The organism is Dyella amyloliquefaciens, from assembly GCF_004296575.1.
Lineage (GTDB): Bacteria > Pseudomonadota > Gammaproteobacteria > Xanthomonadales > Rhodanobacteraceae > Dyella > Dyella amyloliquefaciens.
The window spans coordinates 1,074,263-1,089,531 of sequence record NZ_SAYT01000001.1; the positions used below are offsets into that span (position 1 = coordinate 1,074,263).

The window sequence follows — 15,269 nt, forward strand, 5'->3', positions numbered from 1 at the left end:
GGCGCCTGAAAAGGCGCCGGCTTTTTTTATGGGGAGTAACCGAAAAGGTCGCGGAGCTTGACCCTGCCATGCCCGGCGCGGGAAGCTAGAGGGTCCGTTTCGATCCCCACGGACGTATGAGCCGCGAGGGCGCGGCCTGGAGAATGCTTCAATGAATGACACCCAAGCCGGCAAGACCGGCCGAGCCGCCACCGTCAGCGCGCGTATTTCCCCCGCCGGTGGCCTGGACATCCTTTCCCGCAACGAAGTGGCACGCCTGCGCGATGCCAGTGGTTCGGGCATGCACGCCTTGCTGCGCCGCTGCGCGCTGGCGGTGCTGACCTCGGGCAGCATGAGCGACGATCCGCGCACGATCCTCGAGCAGTTTCCCGATTTCGACATCCAGGTGCTGCAGCAGGATCGCGGCATCAAGATCGAGCTGACCCACGCGCCGGCCCAGGCCTTCGTGGACGGCCAGATCATCCGCGGCATCAACGAGCTGCTGGTGGCCGTGGTGCGCGACATCGTCTACGTGTCGACGCAGCTGGAGCAGGGCAACTTTGATCTGGACGACAGCGTGGGCCTCACCCATGCGGTGTTCGAGATCCTGCGCAACGCGCGCATCCTCAAGGCACAGATCGATCCGAACCTGGTGGTCTGCTGGGGCGGCCACTCGATCTCGCGCGACGAGTACGAATACACCAAGCAGGTGGGCTACCAGCTCGGCCTGCGCAGCATGGATATCTGCACGGGTTGCGGCCCGGGCGCCATGAAGGGCCCGATGAAGGGTGCCACCATCGCCCACGCCAAGCAGCGTCGCCGCAACAACCGCTACATCGGCATCACCGAGCCGGGCATCATCGCCGCCGAGTCGCCGAACCCGATCGTGAACCACCTGGTGATCATGCCGGACATCGAGAAGCGTCTCGAAGCCTTCGTGCGCATGGGTCACGGCATCATCGTGTTCCCGGGTGGCGTGGGTACCGCCGAAGAAATCCTCTACCTGCTCGGTATCCTGCTGCATCCGGACAATGCCGGCGTGCCGTTCCCGTTCATCCTGACCGGCCCCAGGCAGTCGGCGGCGTATTTCGAGCAGATCGATCGCTTCCTGCGCCTTACCCTGGGCGACAGCGTGGCGGAGCATTACCAGATCATCATCGACGACCCGGCCGCCGTGGCGCGTGCGATGGTTCGCGGCATCGACAAGGTGCGCAACTATCGCCTGGACAACAAGGACGCGTTCTTCTTCAACTGGGCGCTCAATATCCCTTACGCGTTCCAGCTGCCGTTCCGTCCGACCCACGAGGCGATGCGCAGTCTCGCCATCCATCGCGACCGCCCGCGCCACGAACTGGCTGCGGACCTGCGTCGTGCGTTCTCCGGCATCGTGGCCGGCAACGTAAAGGAAGAGGGTCTGCGCGCCATCGAGAAGAACGGTCCGTTCGATATCGACGGCGATGCCGATGTCATGCAGTCGCTGGACGAATTGCTCAAGGCGTTCGTGGCCCAGGACCGCATGAAACTGCCCGGTGGAACGGCGTACGTGCCTTGCTACCGTGTGCTCACCGGTGAGACGGCCCACTGAGAAAGTTTTGGGGAAAAACGTCTTGACAGTTCGGAGTCGGGTATTCAAACTATCCGACTCACCCCGCCCGAATAGCTCAGCCGGTTAGAGCACTTGACTGTTAATCAGGGGGTCGTTGGTTCGAGTCCAACTTCGGGCGCCATATTCAGCAAAGCCTCGCAGAAATGCGGGGCTTTGTGCTTTTCGGGCCTTGAGCGGCGTTCATTCGTTCTTCGCGCATCGAATCGCCTGCGCTTCCGTAGCTTTCGCACCGCGGATGCGGCCCGCATTCGTCACGGTGACGGCAAGCGCGCCATCGGTCTCTCCCGGGCGACAGATGGTGAAGCTGGCATTGCTGCCACCGGCCGAGCCATCGGGCTGGAAGCGGATGCGGCGACGTCCTGCAGTGCTGACGATGTTCAGCTGCTCGTGTCCGCCATCGGCCAGGGCGGGGCTGCCGTCCAGTTGATCGGTGTGATCGCCGTGGTAATGCCCTGTCAGCCAGCCGGTCTCCCAGTGCAGGTCATCGGTGCACTGCCGGCCATCGCGTGTGGGGCACAGCATGACGCGGTGCCGGGTCTGAACGGCCAGCGCTCGCGCCTGCTGGAGCGCGGTTATGATGTCGGATTGCGCGACCTGGAGCCGGTTGCGGGCTACCAGATGCCCCAGGGCTGGCGCCGCCACGCAGGCGAGCACGGCCACGATGGCGGTGGTCACTATCTGTTCGATCAGTGTGAAGCCGCGTCCCCGCGTCGAGTCCTGATGTCCTTGCATGTGCGCCTCCCTGCGCCATGGAAGGATGGAGGCTAGCGAGCACTTGCATGATCGGCAGTCATCGCGCCCAACGGGCAGGCGTCATAGGCTGCTGACAGGCCCTGTCAGCAGGGCGATTTAAAATGCCCGTATGCGACCGCATGTGGAATGCCATGACTGACCGCTTCGAACTCGTTTCCCCCTACAAGCCATCGGGCGACCAGCCCAATGCGATCCGGATGCTGAGCGAGGGCTTCGAGGCCGGGCTCGCGGCGCAGACGCTGCTGGGCGTTACCGGCTCGGGCAAGACCTTCACGATCGCCAACGTGATCGAGAAGATCCAGCGCCCCACCATCGTGCTGGCGCCAAACAAGACGCTGGCGGCGCAGCTGTATGGCGAGTTCAAGGAGTTCTTCCCGCACAACGCGGTGGAGTACTTCGTCAGCTACTACGACTACTACCAGCCCGAAGCCTATGTGGTGGCGTCGGATACCTTCATCGAGAAGGATGCATCGATCAACGACCACATCGAGCAAATGCGACTGGCGGCGACCAAGGCGTTGCTGTCGCGCAAGGACTCGTTGATCGTGGCCACGGTGTCCGCGATCTACGGCCTGGGCGATCCGGAGGACTATCTGTCGCTTCGCCTGATCCTCGCCAAGGGCGAGCGCATCGACCAGCGTGCGCTGATCCGCCAGCTCACCGAGCTGCAGTACACGCGCAACGAAATGGAGCTGCGCCGCGGTACGTATCGCGTGCGCGGCGAAGTGATCGACGTCTTTCCGGCCGAATCGGAAACCGAAGCGCTGCGTATCGAACTCTTCGATGGTGAAGTCGAGAACATGGCGCTGTTCGATCCGCTGACCGGCGAAACGATCCGCAAGGTGCCTCGCTACACGGTGTATCCGCGTACGCATTACGCGAGTACGCGCGAAAGTGTGCTCAACGCGATCGAGACCATCAAGGTCGAGCTGAAGGAGCGACTGGAGCAGCTCTACAAGGACAACAAGCTGGTCGAGGCGCAGCGCCTGGACCAACGCACGCGTTTCGACATCGAGATGATGGCGGAAGTGGGCTACTGCCAGGGCATCGAGAACTACTCGCGCCATCTCACGCGGCGCGGTGCCGGCGAGCCGCCGCCGACGCTGTTCGATTACCTGCCGCCGGATGCGCTGCTGGTGGTCGACGAGTCGCACGTGACCATTCCGCAGCTGGGCGCCATGTACAAGGGCGACCGCTCGCGCAAGGAGACGCTGGTGGAGTTCGGCTTCCGCCTGCCTTCGGCGATGGACAATCGCCCGCTGCGTTTCGAGGAATGGGAGGCGCGCGCCCCGCGTTCGATCTATGTATCGGCGACGCCGCGCGATTACGAGCTGCAGAAGTCGGGCGACGCGATCGTCGAGCTGGTCGTGCGGCCCACGGGCCTGATTGATCCGGAAGTCGAGGTGCGACCGGTGCGTACCCAGGTGGACGATCTGCTGGGCGAGGTCCACAAGCGTGTCGCCATGGGTGACCGCGTGCTGGTCACCACCTTGACCAAACGCATGGCCGAGAACCTCACCGAGTACCTCGGCGAGCACGACGTGAAGGTGCGTTACCTGCACTCGGACATCGAGACGGTGGAGCGCGTGGAAATCATACGTGACCTGCGTTTGGGCGAGTTCGATGTGCTGGTGGGCATCAACCTGCTGCGCGAGGGCCTCGACATGCCCGAGGTGTCGCTGGTGGCGATTCTCGATGCGGACAAGGAAGGGTTCCTTCGTTCGACGGGCTCGCTGATCCAGACCATCGGCCGTGCAGCCCGCAACGTACGCGGCAAGGCGATTCTCTATGCCGACTCGGTGACTCGGTCGATGAAGGCGGCGATGGACGAGACCGCTCGCCGCCGTGAAAAGCAGCAGGCCTACAACGAGGCGAATGGCATCACACCGCAATCAGTGGTGCGGCGCATTGTCGACATCATGGAAGGCGCGCGCAGCGAAGTGCCGGGACGCGGTCGCAGCCGTCGTGGCGAACGGAAGACGGCGGCTGTGGCGGAGCATGGCGCGGACTACAGCGCCATGAACGCCGACCAGGCGGCCGCCATGGTCAAGAAGCTGGAGGCGCAGATGTACAAGCACGCCGAGAACCTGGAGTTCGAGGAGGCCGCCCGGATCCGCGACCAGATCCATCAGCTGCGGGAAAAATCCCTTCGGTAACGGTGTGCCACCGGGGCGGTTGTCGTCTGCCTCGGGAGCACGTATACTGCGCGGCTCGCACGGCTTGCCGGGCGAGCTTCGGGCGGTTAGCTCAGCGGTAGAGCACTACCTTGACATGGTAGGGGTCACAAGTTCGATCCTTGTACCGCCCACCAATACCGATGAAACGGCGCGACCTTCGGGTTCGCGCCGTTTCTTTTTGCGTCCGGGGCGTCGATTCGACGGATGGCCGGTCTTGGCGCCTGTGTGATCTGCAGGCAGACAGAGACGGTAACCGCGGCGATACTTGGCCACTGTTGCCCCAAGGAGTTGGTCGATGACGTACCTGTGGATCAAGAGCTTCCATCTGTTGTTCGTCATGGCCTGGATGGCCACGGTGTTCTATCTGCCGCGCATTCTGGTGAACGTCGCCGAGGCGGGCAGCGAACCGGCGGTGAAAGCTCGGCTGGTGCTGATGGGGCGACGTCTGTATCGCTTTGGCCACAACATGTTCGGCCTGGCCTTTCTGCTCGGGCTGACGCTGTGGCAGGGCTGGCGGGTGTTTCCCGGTGTGCTGCCCAATTTCGGCGATGCGCACTGGCTGCACGCCAAATTGTTCCTGGTCGCCCTGCTGCTGGCCTACTTCATCTGGACGGGGCGCCTGCTGAAGCGCAGCGAGAATGGCGGGGCGCTGCCCTCGTCCAGGATGCTGCGCATCATGAACGAGCTGCCGGTGTTCGTGCTGCTGGGCGTGATCTTCCTGGTCATCGCCAAGCCGTTCTAAACACGGATTTCCTTGTGGGAGCGCACCCTGTGCGCGACTGCGGAGCATCGGTGTCGGGGCTCCGTAGGCTTGTCGCGCACAGGGTGCGCTCCCACAGCTTCATGGCTACGCGCGGCTTACTCCTCGCGCTGGAAATACTCGCGATACCACGCCACGAAATGCGCCACACCTTCTTCGATGGACGTGCTTGGCGCATAACCCACATCGCGGCGTAACGCCGACAGATCGGCCCAGGTGTCGGGCACATCGCCGGGCTGCATCGGCAGCAGGCGCTTTTCCACCGTCCGGCCCAGGTGTTGCTCCATCAGCTCGATGAAGCGCAGCAGCTGCACCGGCTGGTCGTTGCCGATGTTGTAGACGCGATAGGGGGCGCTGGACGTGCCGGGGCTGGGTTTGAGCGCGTCATGGGCGGGATCGGGCAGGGCGACATGGTCCAGCGTCCGCATCACGCCTTCGACGATGTCATCGATATACGTGAAGTCGCGGCTGTGGTTGCCGTAGTTGAAAACGTCGAGCGGCTCGCCGCGACTGATGCGGTCGGCGAACAGCATGGGCGACATATCCGGGCGTCCCCACGGGCCATAGACCGTGAAGAAGCGCAGGCCGGTGGTGGGCAAGTCGTACAGATGGCTGTATGTATGCGCCATCAGCTCGTTGGCCTTCTTGCTCGCGGCGTACAGGCTGACGGGATGATCGACGGCATCTTCGATCGCAAACGGCATTTTTCGGTTGGCGCCGTACACGGAGCTGGAAGAGGCGTACACAAGGTGCTCGACCTTGCCGTGGCGGCATGCTTCGAGGATGTTCACGAAGCCGACGAGATTGCTCTGTACATAGGCCTGGGGATTCTTCAGCGAGTAGCGCACGCCGGCCTGGGCCGCCAGATTCACCACGCGCTGTGGCTCGAAATCCGCAAAGGCGCGATTTACTGCATCGGTGTCGGCCAGGTCGGCGCGCAGATGGGTGTAGTTCGGGTGTGCGGCAAACCGGGCGAGGCGGGCTTCCTTGAGCGTCGGGTCGTAGTAGTCGTTATGGTTATCGACGCCGTAGACCTCATCGCCGCGAGCCAGCAGGCGCTGCGCAAGAGCGGAGCCGATGAAGCCCGCGGTACCGGTAACGAGGACGCGCATGAGGAAACCCCTGGAAGTGAGCCGGGCATTGTATCGCCAGGACGCTGAGACAGCCTGCTGAATTGACAGCCCAAGGTCGGCTAAACTAGCGTCCCAGTACGCATTCATCGGAGACAAGGTGGCCCGCGCCTAAAGCGCCGGTCGAGCGTGTGACATGGCAACTACGAGCTTCCACTGCTGACCCACGCCACGCCTTGTTTTCAGGAAGGGCGCCTGGCGCTCTTTTTTTATGGGTTTTATTTGTGCTCGCCGTCCTGGCGAGCAAGAGCCAAACCGGCCATCCATGGCCGGACGATTGATGGGATGCCCGCCATCCAGGCGGGCGAAGCCAAACCGGCCATCCATGGCCGGACTCTTCAAAAGAGCACGCTTTGATAGAGCGGGCGAACAGGTACTGACATGATCGAAATTACGCTACCCGACGGCAGCAAGCGCCCCTTCGAACATCCGGTGACGGTGCAGGATGTCGCCGCCTCCATTGGCGCGGGTCTGGCCAAGGCCACCCTGGCGGGCAAGGTGGACGGCAAGCTGGTGGACGCCAGTTTTCCGATCGACCACAACGCCAGCCTCGAAATCGTCACCGAGAAGAGCCCGGAAGCGCTGGAGATCCTGCGCCACTCGACGGCGCATCTGCTGGCGCAGGCCGTGCAGCGCCTGTATCCCGGCGCCCAGGTCACCATCGGCCCGGTAATCGACAACGGCTTCTTCTACGACTTTGCCTATGAGCGCCCGTTCACGCCCGACGATCTGGTGAAGATCGAGGCGGAGATGGAAAAGATCGTGAAGGAAGGCCTGCCGGTGACGCGCAGCGTGAAGACGCGCGATGACGCCGTGTCGTTCTTCCGCGGCCTCGGCGAGGAGTACAAGGCCGAGATCATCGAGAGCATCCCGGCCAACGAGGAGCTGTCGCTGTACTCGCAGGGCGAGTTCACCGACCTCTGCCGCGGTCCGCACGTGCCCAACACGGGCAAGCTGCGCGCGTTCAAGCTGATGAAGGTGGCTGGTGCCTATTGGCGCGGCGATTCCAACAACGCGATGCTGACGCGCATCTACGGCACGGCCTGGCTCAACGACAAGGATCTGAAGGCCTACCTGCTCCAGCTGGAAGAGGCGGAGAAGCGCGACCATCGCAAGATCGGCAAGGCGCTCGACCTGTTCCACCAGCAGGAGGAAGGCCCGGGCATGGTGTTCTGGCACCCGAAGGGCTGGGCCATCTGGCAGCAGGTGGAGCAGCACATGCGCCGCGTGTACCGCAACAGTGGCTACCAGGAAGTGCGCTGCCCGCAGGTGCTGGACGTGTCGCTGTGGAAGAAGTCCGGCCACTGGGACAACTATCAGGAAAACATGTTCTTCACCGAGTCGGAGAAGCACACGTACGCCCTGAAGCCGATGAACTGCCCGGGCCACGTGCAGATCTTCAACACCGACCTGCACAGCTACCGCGAGCTGCCGATCCGCTACGGCGAGTTCGGCGCCTGCCACCGCAACGAGCCCTCGGGCGCGCTGCACGGCATCATGCGCGTGCGTGCCTTCACGCAGGACGATGGCCACATCTTCTGCACCGAAGAGCAGATCGAGTCCGAAGTGACGGCCTTCCACCAGCAGGCCATGAAGGTCTACGGTGATTTCGGATTCGAGGACATCGCGCTGAAAATCGCCCTGCGTCCTGACAAGCGCATCGGCAGCGACGACGTGTGGGATCGTGCGGAAGACGCCCTGCGTGCCGCGCTGGGTGCCGCCGGCGTGAAGTGGGAGGAGCTGCCGGGCGAGGGCGCCTTCTACGGCCCCAAGATCGAGTACCACATGAAGGACTCCATCGGCCGCGCCTGGCAGGTGGGCACCATGCAGGTGGACTTCATGATGCCCGAGCGCCTGGGCGCCGAGTACGTGGACGAACATTCACAGCGTCGTCACCCGGTGATGCTGCATCGTGCGATCGTGGGTTCGATGGAGCGTTTCATCGGCATCCTGATCGAGCATCATGCCGGTCTGTTGCCGACCTGGCTGGCGCCGATGCAGTCCGCCGTGTTCAGTATTACGGACGCGCAGGCCGATTACGTTCGCGAAGTGACGCAAACCCTTGTCGATAAAGGTTTCCGCGTTCAGGCCGATTTGCGCAATGAGAAGGTCGGCTATAAAATCCGCGAACATACGATCCAGAAAGTCCCTTACCTGCTGGTGGTCGGAGATCGCGAGAAGGAAACCGGGGCCGTTTCTGTGCGTACACGTTCCGGCGAGGACCTGGGCAGCATGCCGCTGGCCGCATTCGTCGAACGCCTGGAAGCCGAAACCCGTCGCTGAGTGCGCGGGCCGGCATTAAACAAGAACTCTTCTGGAGGATAGTGGTATCGCTACCACCGACAACAAGGGCAATCGCCGTAACCTCGAAATCCGCGTCCCGCGCGTTCGCGTGATCGGCGCTGATTCGGAACAGCTGGGTATTCTGACCCGTGACGAGGCCTTGGCCTTGGCGCAGGAAGCGGGCATGGACCTGGTCGAGATTCAGCCGAACGGCGATCCGCCGGTCTGCCGCATCATGGATTACGGCAAGTTCAAGTTCGAAGCCCAGAAGAAGGCCCAGGCGGCCAAGAAGAAGCAGAAGCAGGTCGAGATCAAGGAAGTGAAGTTCCGTCCGGTCACGGACGTGGGCGACTACCAGATCAAGCTGCGCAACATGCTTCGCTTCCTCGAGGAAGGCGACAAGGTCAAGGTCACCATCCGCTTCCGCGGTCGCGAAATGTCGCACCAGGACCTGGGCCAGAACCTGGCCAAGAAGATCCAGGAAGACGTGGGCGAGAACGGCGTGGTGGAGTCCTTCCCCCGCCTGGAAGGTCGCCAGATGGTCATGATGATCGGACCGAAGAAGAAGTAAGTTTCGGGGAGTCTGGGGAAAAGCGGCCTTTGGGCCGCTTTTCTTTTTTGGTGCCCTGGGGGGGGCGAGGGGCGATGCCTTCCCCCTCTCCCCTTCGGGGAGAGGGTTGGGGTGAGGGGCGGGTGCTCGCCGCGACCTTGCCTACCTCCTCCCTTGTAGGAGCGCACCCTGTGCGCGAAGCCTTTCGCCTCGGTCCTTCCCGCTCGTCATTCCCACGAGGTGCTTTTCAACAGCCGGAGGCTGGTCAAGCGGGAACCCAGTGACTTGGCTCTTTGACGTGGCGTTCCCGCCAGGGTGCCGCCTACGACGCAAAGCTAGTCCCTGTGGGACGCGGCGGGCGTTTCGATCCCCTGCCGGCGACGCCAGGCTAGTCCCGTGGGACGCTCGAGTCACTTTTCTTTTGCTGGCCCACGCACGCGCAGGAGCGCGTGCGAACGGCGAAGCCGGCCCGAAGGGCGGAGGGCAGGATGCCCGGAGTCAAAGAAAAGTAACCCAAAGAAAATGGCCTTAAGAGCCAGGGCTCGTGGCGTTATGTGGGATACGAGCCTGGAGGTTCCGGAGCCCTGATTGCGACCGCCTCCGCCAATCGGGGACGGTTACACCGCAACGCGCCGTGGCGTAGAGGGCTTAAGGCCGGCGGAGGCCAGAGCTGGGACGGGCCGGCTTTGCCCCCTCTCCCATCGGGAGAGGACCGGGGTGAGGGTGCGGTCCCGCGCGAGGCGTGACTCCAGAGCCTTAGGAGGCAGGCACCCCACCGCTGGCAAATCCCCCTGATCCTCCGTATAATCGCCGGTTCGACCCACCAGGACGGGTCGTGCACCGATGCTGGCAGGACGGAAAGCGTGGTCGCCAGGCCACCGCCAGATCAGTCAGAAACCGGGGTCAATCCCCATCAGGGAGCATTTCAATGCCCAAGATCAAGACCAACCGGGCGGCTGCGAAGCGTTTTCGCAAGACCGCATCGGGTAAGTTCAAGGCCGGTCACGCCTTCAAGTCGCACATCCTGACCAAGAAGTCGACCAAGCGTAAGCGCGGTCTGCGTGCGACCAACCACGTCAAGGCATGCGACACCAAGGGTGTAGCACGCATGTTGCCGTATCTCTAAGGCGGAGGACTGAACCATGGCTCGTGTTAAGCGTGGCGTTACCGCCCGTCGTCGTCACAAGAAGATCATTGGCCGCGCGAAGGGTTACTACAATGCCCGTCGCAAGGTCTTCCGCGTTGCTAACCAGGCTGTCATCAAGGCCGGTCAGTACGCCTACATCGGCCGCAAGCAGCGCAAGCGTCAGTTCCGCGCCCTGTGGATCGTGCGTATCAACGCCGCCGCCCGTCAGTTCGGCCTGTCCTACAGCCGCCTGATCAATGGCCTGGCGAAGGCTGGCATCACCGTGGACCGCAAGGTCCTGGCGGACATCGCCGTGCACGACATCAAGGCGTTTGGTGCGATCGCAGAAAAGGCGAAGGCCAGTCTGGCGGCGTAATTTGTGCGCTCATCCTTGATCGCGAAGATCAAGTAGCGGCCATCCATGGCCGCACTCTTCGAAGGATGCGTGTAACGCCCGCGGGGAGGAGGCCTTAAGCCTCCTCCCCGTTTTTATTTGGATTGCTTGCGATGTCGCTCCCTCTCCCCGCCGGAGAGAGGGCTGGGGTGAGGGGACACGCCTTGCCTCGATGTTCGATCGAAGCGTGCTTCGAACGGGCGGTATCGCAAGAGTGACCCCTCACCCTAGCCCTCTCCCCAGCGGGGAGAGGGGATAAGAGAGTCGCATCGATGGACGATCTGGATAGCCGCGCGTCAACTGCGCTGGCCGATATCGACAAGGCCGACACGCTGGAGGCGCTCGACGCGCTGCGCGTGAGTCTCCTGGGCAAGAGCGGCATCGTCACCGCCGCGCTGAAGGCGCTGGGTGCGCTGTCGCCCGACGAGCGCAAGGCGCGAGGCGCCGAGGTCAACCGGGTCAAGGATCGCCTGGCCGATGCACTGGCCGCGCGCAAGCAGGTGCTGGAACAGGCCGAGCTCGATCACCGGCTCGCTTCGGAAACCATCGACATCACGCTGCCCGGTCGCGACGGTGAGCGCGGCGGCATCCATCCGATCACCCGTGCGCTCGAGCGCATCAGCGCGATCTTCGCGCGCCTGGGTTACCAGCGCGCCGACGGTCCCGAGATCGAGGATGACTGGCACAACTTCGAGGCGCTGAATTTCCCGCCGCATCATCCGGCGCGCGCCATGCACGACACCTTCTACTTCGGCGACGGCCGCCTGCTGCGCACGCATACCTCGCCGGTGCAGGTGCGCTCGATGCAGGGTCGCCAGCCGCCGATCCGCATCATCGCGCCGGGCAAGGTCTACCGTAGCGACTCGGATCAGACCCACTCGCCAATGTTCCACCAGATCGAAGGCTTGCTGGTCGACGAGACTTCCAGCTTCGCCGACCTCAAGGGCACGCTGGCAGAGTTCATCCGCGCGTTCTTCGAGCGCGACTTCGAGATGCGTTTCCGTCCCAGCTACTTCCCCTTCACCGAGCCCTCGGCCGAAGTGGACATCCGCTGGGATGCCGAAGACGGCAGCACGCGCTGGCTGGAAGTGCTGGGCTGCGGCATGGTGCATCCGAACGTGCTGAAGAGCTGCGGCATCGACCCGGAGCGCTACACCGGCTTCGCATTCGGCCTGGGCGTGGAGCGCTTTGCGATGCTTCGCTATGGCGTCTCCGACCTGCGCGCGTTCTTCGAGAACGATCTGCGCTTCCTCAAGCAGTTCGCGTAATCGAAGCAGGAACCGCTACATGAAATTCTCGGAAAATTGGTTGCGCCACCACGTGCCGACGGGCGCCTCGCGCGATGAACTCGCCGCGACGCTGACGGCGATCGGCCTGGAAGTGGAAGAGGTCACCGCGCTGGGCGATTCGCTCGATGGCGTGGTCGTTGCTCGCATCGTCAGCGCGCAGCGGCATCCCGAAGCCGATCGGCTGCAGGTATGCGAAGTCGATACGGGCAATGGCCTGGTCCAGATCGTCTGTGGTGCACCGAACGCACGTGCCGGACTGGTCGCGCCGCTGGCGACGGTCGGCGCGCAGTTGCCTGGCGGCATCGCCATCAAGGCGGCGAAGCTGCGTGGCGTGGAGTCGTTCGGCATGTTGTGCTCGGCCAAGGAGCTGGGCATCGATCCGGACGCATCGGGCCTGCTTGAGCTGCCTTCCGATGCCCCGATCGGTACGCCGCTGGCCACCTACCTTGGTCTGCCGGACGCCAGCATCGAGATCAAGTTGACGCCCAATCGCGCCGACTGTTTCAGCGTGCGTGGCATCGCCTTTGATGTTGCTGCTGCGCTGGGTGGCCAAGTCGTTCCTCTCGATGCCACACGGGTGCCGGCGCAGACGGACGCGACGATGAAGGTCTCGCTTGAGGCGGGCGCACGCGTGCCGCGTTTCGCAGGTCGCGTCATCGACAACGTGGATGCCACGGTGCAGACGCCCGTGTGGATGGCCGAACGGCTGCGCCGCAGCGGCTTGCGTCCCATCAGTTTCCTGGTCGACGTCACGCAGTACGTCATGCTGGAACTCGGCCAGCCGATGCACGCGTTCGACAAGGACGCGTTGGAAGGCGAGGTGGTGGTGCGCGCCGCACGTGCTGGCGAACCGCTGGCCCTGCTTGACGGTCGCACGGTCGAACTGGACGAGGATTTCCTCGTGGTTTCCGACAGTCGCGGCGGCAAGGGTGCGCGTGCAGTGGCACTCGGTGGCATCATGGGTGGCTCGGAAACGCGCGTCACCGATGCCACGCGCAACGTCTTCCTCGAGGCCGCGCACTGGATTCCTTCGGCCATCATCGGCCGCAGCCGCAAGCTGGGCATGCACACCGATGCCGGGCATCGCTTCGAGCGTGGCGTCGATCCGCAGCTGCCGGGCACCGCCATCGAATACGCCACGCGCCTGATCCTTGATATCGCCGGTGGCGTAGCCGGTCCGCTGGTGGACGTCACGCTGCCGGAGCACCTGCATTCGCCCGAACCGATCGTGCTGCGCCGCGCGCGCCTGGCCCGCGTGCTGGGGCTGACCGTGGCCGATGACGAAGTTGTGCGCATCTTCACGGCGCTCGGTATGGTGGTCGAGCCGCTGGCTGATGGCTGGCGCGTGACGGCCCCGAGTCGCCGCTTCGATATCGAGCGCGAAGAAGACCTGATCGAGGAAGTCGCGCGCATTCATGGCTACGAGAACATCCCGACCAGCACGCCGGCCGGTGCGCTGACGCTGGCGGTCGAGCCCGAGGCGCGTCTCAATGAGCTGGCCGTGCGCGAGCAGCTCGCTGCGCGTGGCTACTACGAAGCGGTGAGCCTGGCCTTCGTGGCGAACGAACTGCTGCAGCGCTGGGGTATGACCGAGCAGCTGGTGCCGCTGGCCAACCCGTTGTCGGCCGACCTGGCGGTGATGCGACCCTCGTTGCTGCCGGGCCTGATCACCGCGCTGTCGCACAACCGCGCCCGCCAGCAGGAGCGCGTGCGCCTGTTCGAGATCGGTCGCACCTTCCGCATCTCCGCCGAGGCAGCGGCCCGCAAGGACGCGCCGACCGAAACGCCGAGCCTGTCCATCGTGGCCTGCGGCACCGCCCGCGCCGAGCAGTGGGGCGAGGCCGCCCGCACGCTGGACTTCCACGACCTCAAGGGTGATCTGGACGCCCTGATCGCCTGGGGCGGTGAGCCGCATCGCTGGGCGGTCCACGCCGATGGCCTGCCGGGCTGGCTGCATCCGGGTCGTGGCGCGCGAGTCACCCGTGACGGCGTCACCGTCGGCTACCTGGGGGCACTGCATCCCCAACTGGCCAAGGCCCTGGACCTTGGCGCCGACGTCCATGTCCTCGAGCTGGAGCTGGAGCCGGTCCTGGGCCGTCGCCTGCCCAGGGCGCAGCCGGTGCCGCGCTTCCCGTCGGTCCGCCGGGACATCGCCGTGGACGTGCCGGAGGAGGTCACCTGGTCACAGATTGAGCAGGTGGTCCGCCGCACCCTCGGCGGCCAGCTGAAGGAGCTGCGCCTGTTCGACCGATACAGCGGCAAGGGGGTCGAAGCGGGCCGAAAGAGTCTCGCTATGGGCTTGATTTTACAGGACGCTTCACGCACCCTTACCGACGACGACGCAGACCGTAACATTCGTGAAGCAGTCGCAGCGTTGGAGCAGGCATGCAAGGCAAAGTTGCGAGGATAAGATGGCGCTAACCAAAGCGGAGATGGCTGAGCGCCTATTTCTCGAGGTGGGCCTCAACAAGCGTGAGGCAAAAGAATTCGTTGACGCCTACTTTGAGGTCGTCCGCGAAGCGTTGGAAAAGGGCGAGCAGGTGAAGTTGTCGGGTTTCGGCAATTTCGACCTGCGTCAGAAAAACCAGCGGCCGGGCCGCAACCCCAAGACGGGGGAGGAGATTCCGATTTCCGCCCGCCGCGTGGTGACGTTCCGTCCGGGTCAGAAACTCAAGGTGCGAGTCGAGGGCTATGCTGGACCAAGGGAATAACACCGAGCTCCCCGCCATTCCGGCGAAGCGCTACTTCACGATCGGTGAAGTGAGCGAGTTGTGTGGCGTCAAGCCGCATGTGCTGCGGTACTGGGAACAGGAATTTCCCGCCCTCAACCCCGTCAAGCGTCGCGGCAACCGCCGCTACTACCAGCGTCACGATGTGCTGATGATCCGGCAGATCCGTGGCCTGCTGTACGACGAAGGCTTCACCATCACCGGCGCACGCGCCCGGCTGGAAGGCCCGCAGGCGCGCATGGAGTCGAGCATCTCCCACCAGATCGTGCGCCAGGTGCGCATGGAGCTGGAAGAAGTGCTGGCGCTGTTGCGTCGCTGAGCAAATCGAGGCTTCCGGTGCTACCGGCTCTGCTGGTAGACTTGTCGACTTGCCGTATCGTCGGGGCGTAGCGCAGCCTGGTAGCGCATCTGCCTGGGGGGCAGAGGGTCGTGGGTTCGAATCCCGCCGTCCCGACCAATTCGGCAACAGATAGCAGAACGGCGCCCTTGGGCG

Annotated in this window: 13 protein-coding genes and 3 tRNA genes; 14 read left to right on the forward strand and 2 right to left on the reverse strand. The window is 63.9% G+C overall.

Annotation, left to right across the window (positions count from 1 at the left end; translation table 11 throughout):
• The first annotated feature begins 151 nt into the window (after positions 1-151).
• Together ppnN and EPB08_RS04440 are read left to right on the forward strand one after the other, a co-directional pair.
• Entirely contained in the window at positions 152-1,564 is a 1,413-nt protein-coding gene (gene ppnN, locus EPB08_RS04435) for a nucleotide 5'-monophosphate nucleosidase PpnN (protein ID WP_130617810.1), read from the forward strand.
• Between the two features lie 65 nt (positions 1,565-1,629).
• A tRNA-Asn gene (locus EPB08_RS04440) sits at positions 1,630-1,706 on the forward strand.
• A 59-nt stretch (positions 1,707-1,765) separates the two neighbouring features.
• Here the strand turns inward: EPB08_RS04440 and EPB08_RS04445 are convergent.
• Complete coding sequence (locus EPB08_RS04445; RefSeq protein ID WP_130617811.1) at positions 1,766-2,317, reverse strand: GspH/FimT family pseudopilin; 552 nt, start codon at positions 2,315-2,317, stop codon at positions 1,766-1,768.
• 152 nt (positions 2,318-2,469) lie between these two features.
• Between EPB08_RS04445 and uvrB the strand changes: the two genes are divergently transcribed.
• The 3 genes from uvrB to EPB08_RS04460 all read left to right on the forward strand — a co-directional run bounded on the left by uvrB (position 2,470) and on the right by EPB08_RS04460 (position 5,257).
• The gene (uvrB, locus tag EPB08_RS04450; protein WP_130617812.1) at positions 2,470-4,494 is read left to right on the forward strand and encodes an excinuclease ABC subunit UvrB; all 2,025 of its coding nucleotides are present in this window, start codon (positions 2,470-2,472) and stop codon (positions 4,492-4,494) included.
• A gap of 80 nt (positions 4,495-4,574) precedes the next feature.
• Positions 4,575-4,649, forward strand: a tRNA-Val gene (locus EPB08_RS04455).
• A gap of 161 nt (positions 4,650-4,810) precedes the next feature.
• Positions 4,811-5,257, forward strand: a complete 447-nt coding sequence (locus tag EPB08_RS04460; protein ID WP_130617813.1) for a CopD family protein — start codon at positions 4,811-4,813, stop codon at positions 5,255-5,257.
• A 116-nt stretch (positions 5,258-5,373) separates the two neighbouring features.
• Here the strand turns inward: EPB08_RS04460 and EPB08_RS04465 are convergent, their stop codons facing one another.
• Positions 5,374-6,387, reverse strand: coding sequence for an NAD-dependent epimerase (locus EPB08_RS04465; RefSeq protein ID WP_130617814.1), 1,014 nt, complete (start codon positions 6,385-6,387; stop codon positions 5,374-5,376).
• A 399-nt stretch (positions 6,388-6,786) separates the two neighbouring features.
• On the opposite strand from EPB08_RS04465, the gene thrS reads away from it, so the two are divergent.
• From thrS to EPB08_RS04510, 9 genes are all read left to right on the forward strand, one after another.
• On the forward strand, positions 6,787-8,688 hold the full coding sequence (gene thrS / locus EPB08_RS04470; RefSeq protein ID WP_130617815.1) for a threonine--tRNA ligase: 1,902 nt from the start codon (positions 6,787-6,789) through the stop codon (positions 8,686-8,688).
• A gap of 46 nt (positions 8,689-8,734) precedes the next feature.
• Entirely contained in the window at positions 8,735-9,259 is a 525-nt protein-coding gene (gene infC / locus EPB08_RS04475) for a translation initiation factor IF-3 (RefSeq protein WP_324615151.1), read from the forward strand.
• 907 nt (positions 9,260-10,166) lie between these two features.
• The gene (gene rpmI, locus EPB08_RS04480; protein ID WP_038615747.1) at positions 10,167-10,364 is read left to right on the forward strand and encodes a 50S ribosomal protein L35; all 198 of its coding nucleotides are present in this window, start codon (positions 10,167-10,169) and stop codon (positions 10,362-10,364) included.
• Positions 10,365-10,380: 16 nt separating this feature from the next.
• Positions 10,381-10,740: a 50S ribosomal protein L20 gene (gene rplT, locus EPB08_RS04485; protein ID WP_017463630.1), complete on the forward strand. Its 360-nt coding sequence runs from the start codon at positions 10,381-10,383 to the stop codon at positions 10,738-10,740.
• A 290-nt stretch (positions 10,741-11,030) separates the two neighbouring features.
• Complete coding sequence (gene pheS, locus EPB08_RS04490; RefSeq protein WP_130617817.1) at positions 11,031-12,026, forward strand: phenylalanine--tRNA ligase subunit alpha; 996 nt, start codon at positions 11,031-11,033, stop codon at positions 12,024-12,026.
• Between the two features lie 19 nt (positions 12,027-12,045).
• On the forward strand, positions 12,046-14,457 hold the full coding sequence (gene pheT, locus EPB08_RS04495) for a phenylalanine--tRNA ligase subunit beta (RefSeq protein WP_130617818.1): 2,412 nt from the start codon (positions 12,046-12,048) through the stop codon (positions 14,455-14,457).
• 1 nt (position 14,458) lies between these two features.
• Positions 14,459-14,758 (forward strand): integration host factor subunit alpha, encoded by a 300-nt coding sequence (gene ihfA, locus EPB08_RS04500; protein ID WP_019467382.1) that lies wholly within the window; start codon positions 14,459-14,461, stop codon positions 14,756-14,758.
• Complete coding sequence (locus EPB08_RS04505) at positions 14,739-15,095, forward strand: MerR family transcriptional regulator (protein WP_019467383.1); 357 nt, start codon at positions 14,739-14,741, stop codon at positions 15,093-15,095. Before ihfA ends, EPB08_RS04505 begins: the two co-directional genes overlap by 20 nt.
• 61 nt (positions 15,096-15,156) lie before the next feature.
• Positions 15,157-15,233, forward strand: a tRNA-Pro gene (locus tag EPB08_RS04510).
• The last annotated feature ends 36 nt before the right edge of the window (positions 15,234-15,269 follow it).

Excerpts from the sequence above, each read along its gene's own strand:
- ppnN (WP_130617810.1), top strand. The coding sequence starts at position 152 with ATGAATGACACCCAAGCCGGCAAGACCGGCCGAGCCGCCACCGTCAGC.
- EPB08_RS04445 (WP_130617811.1), bottom strand. The coding sequence starts at position 2,317 with ATGCAAGGACATCAGGACTCGACGCGGGGACGCGGCTTCACACTGATC.
- uvrB (WP_130617812.1), top strand. The coding sequence starts at position 2,470 with ATGACTGACCGCTTCGAACTCGTTTCCCCCTACAAGCCATCGGGCGAC.
- EPB08_RS04460 (WP_130617813.1), top strand. The coding sequence starts at position 4,811 with ATGACGTACCTGTGGATCAAGAGCTTCCATCTGTTGTTCGTCATGGCC.
- EPB08_RS04465 (WP_130617814.1), bottom strand. The coding sequence starts at position 6,387 with ATGCGCGTCCTCGTTACCGGTACCGCGGGCTTCATCGGCTCCGCTCTT.
- thrS (WP_130617815.1), top strand. The coding sequence starts at position 6,787 with ATGATCGAAATTACGCTACCCGACGGCAGCAAGCGCCCCTTCGAACAT.
- rpmI (WP_038615747.1), top strand. The coding sequence starts at position 10,167 with ATGCCCAAGATCAAGACCAACCGGGCGGCTGCGAAGCGTTTTCGCAAG.
- rplT (WP_017463630.1), top strand. The coding sequence starts at position 10,381 with ATGGCTCGTGTTAAGCGTGGCGTTACCGCCCGTCGTCGTCACAAGAAG.
- pheS (WP_130617817.1), top strand. The coding sequence starts at position 11,031 with ATGGACGATCTGGATAGCCGCGCGTCAACTGCGCTGGCCGATATCGAC.
- pheT (WP_130617818.1), top strand. The coding sequence starts at position 12,046 with ATGAAATTCTCGGAAAATTGGTTGCGCCACCACGTGCCGACGGGCGCC.
- ihfA (WP_019467382.1), top strand. The coding sequence starts at position 14,459 with ATGGCGCTAACCAAAGCGGAGATGGCTGAGCGCCTATTTCTCGAGGTG.
- EPB08_RS04505 (WP_019467383.1), top strand. The coding sequence starts at position 14,739 with ATGCTGGACCAAGGGAATAACACCGAGCTCCCCGCCATTCCGGCGAAG.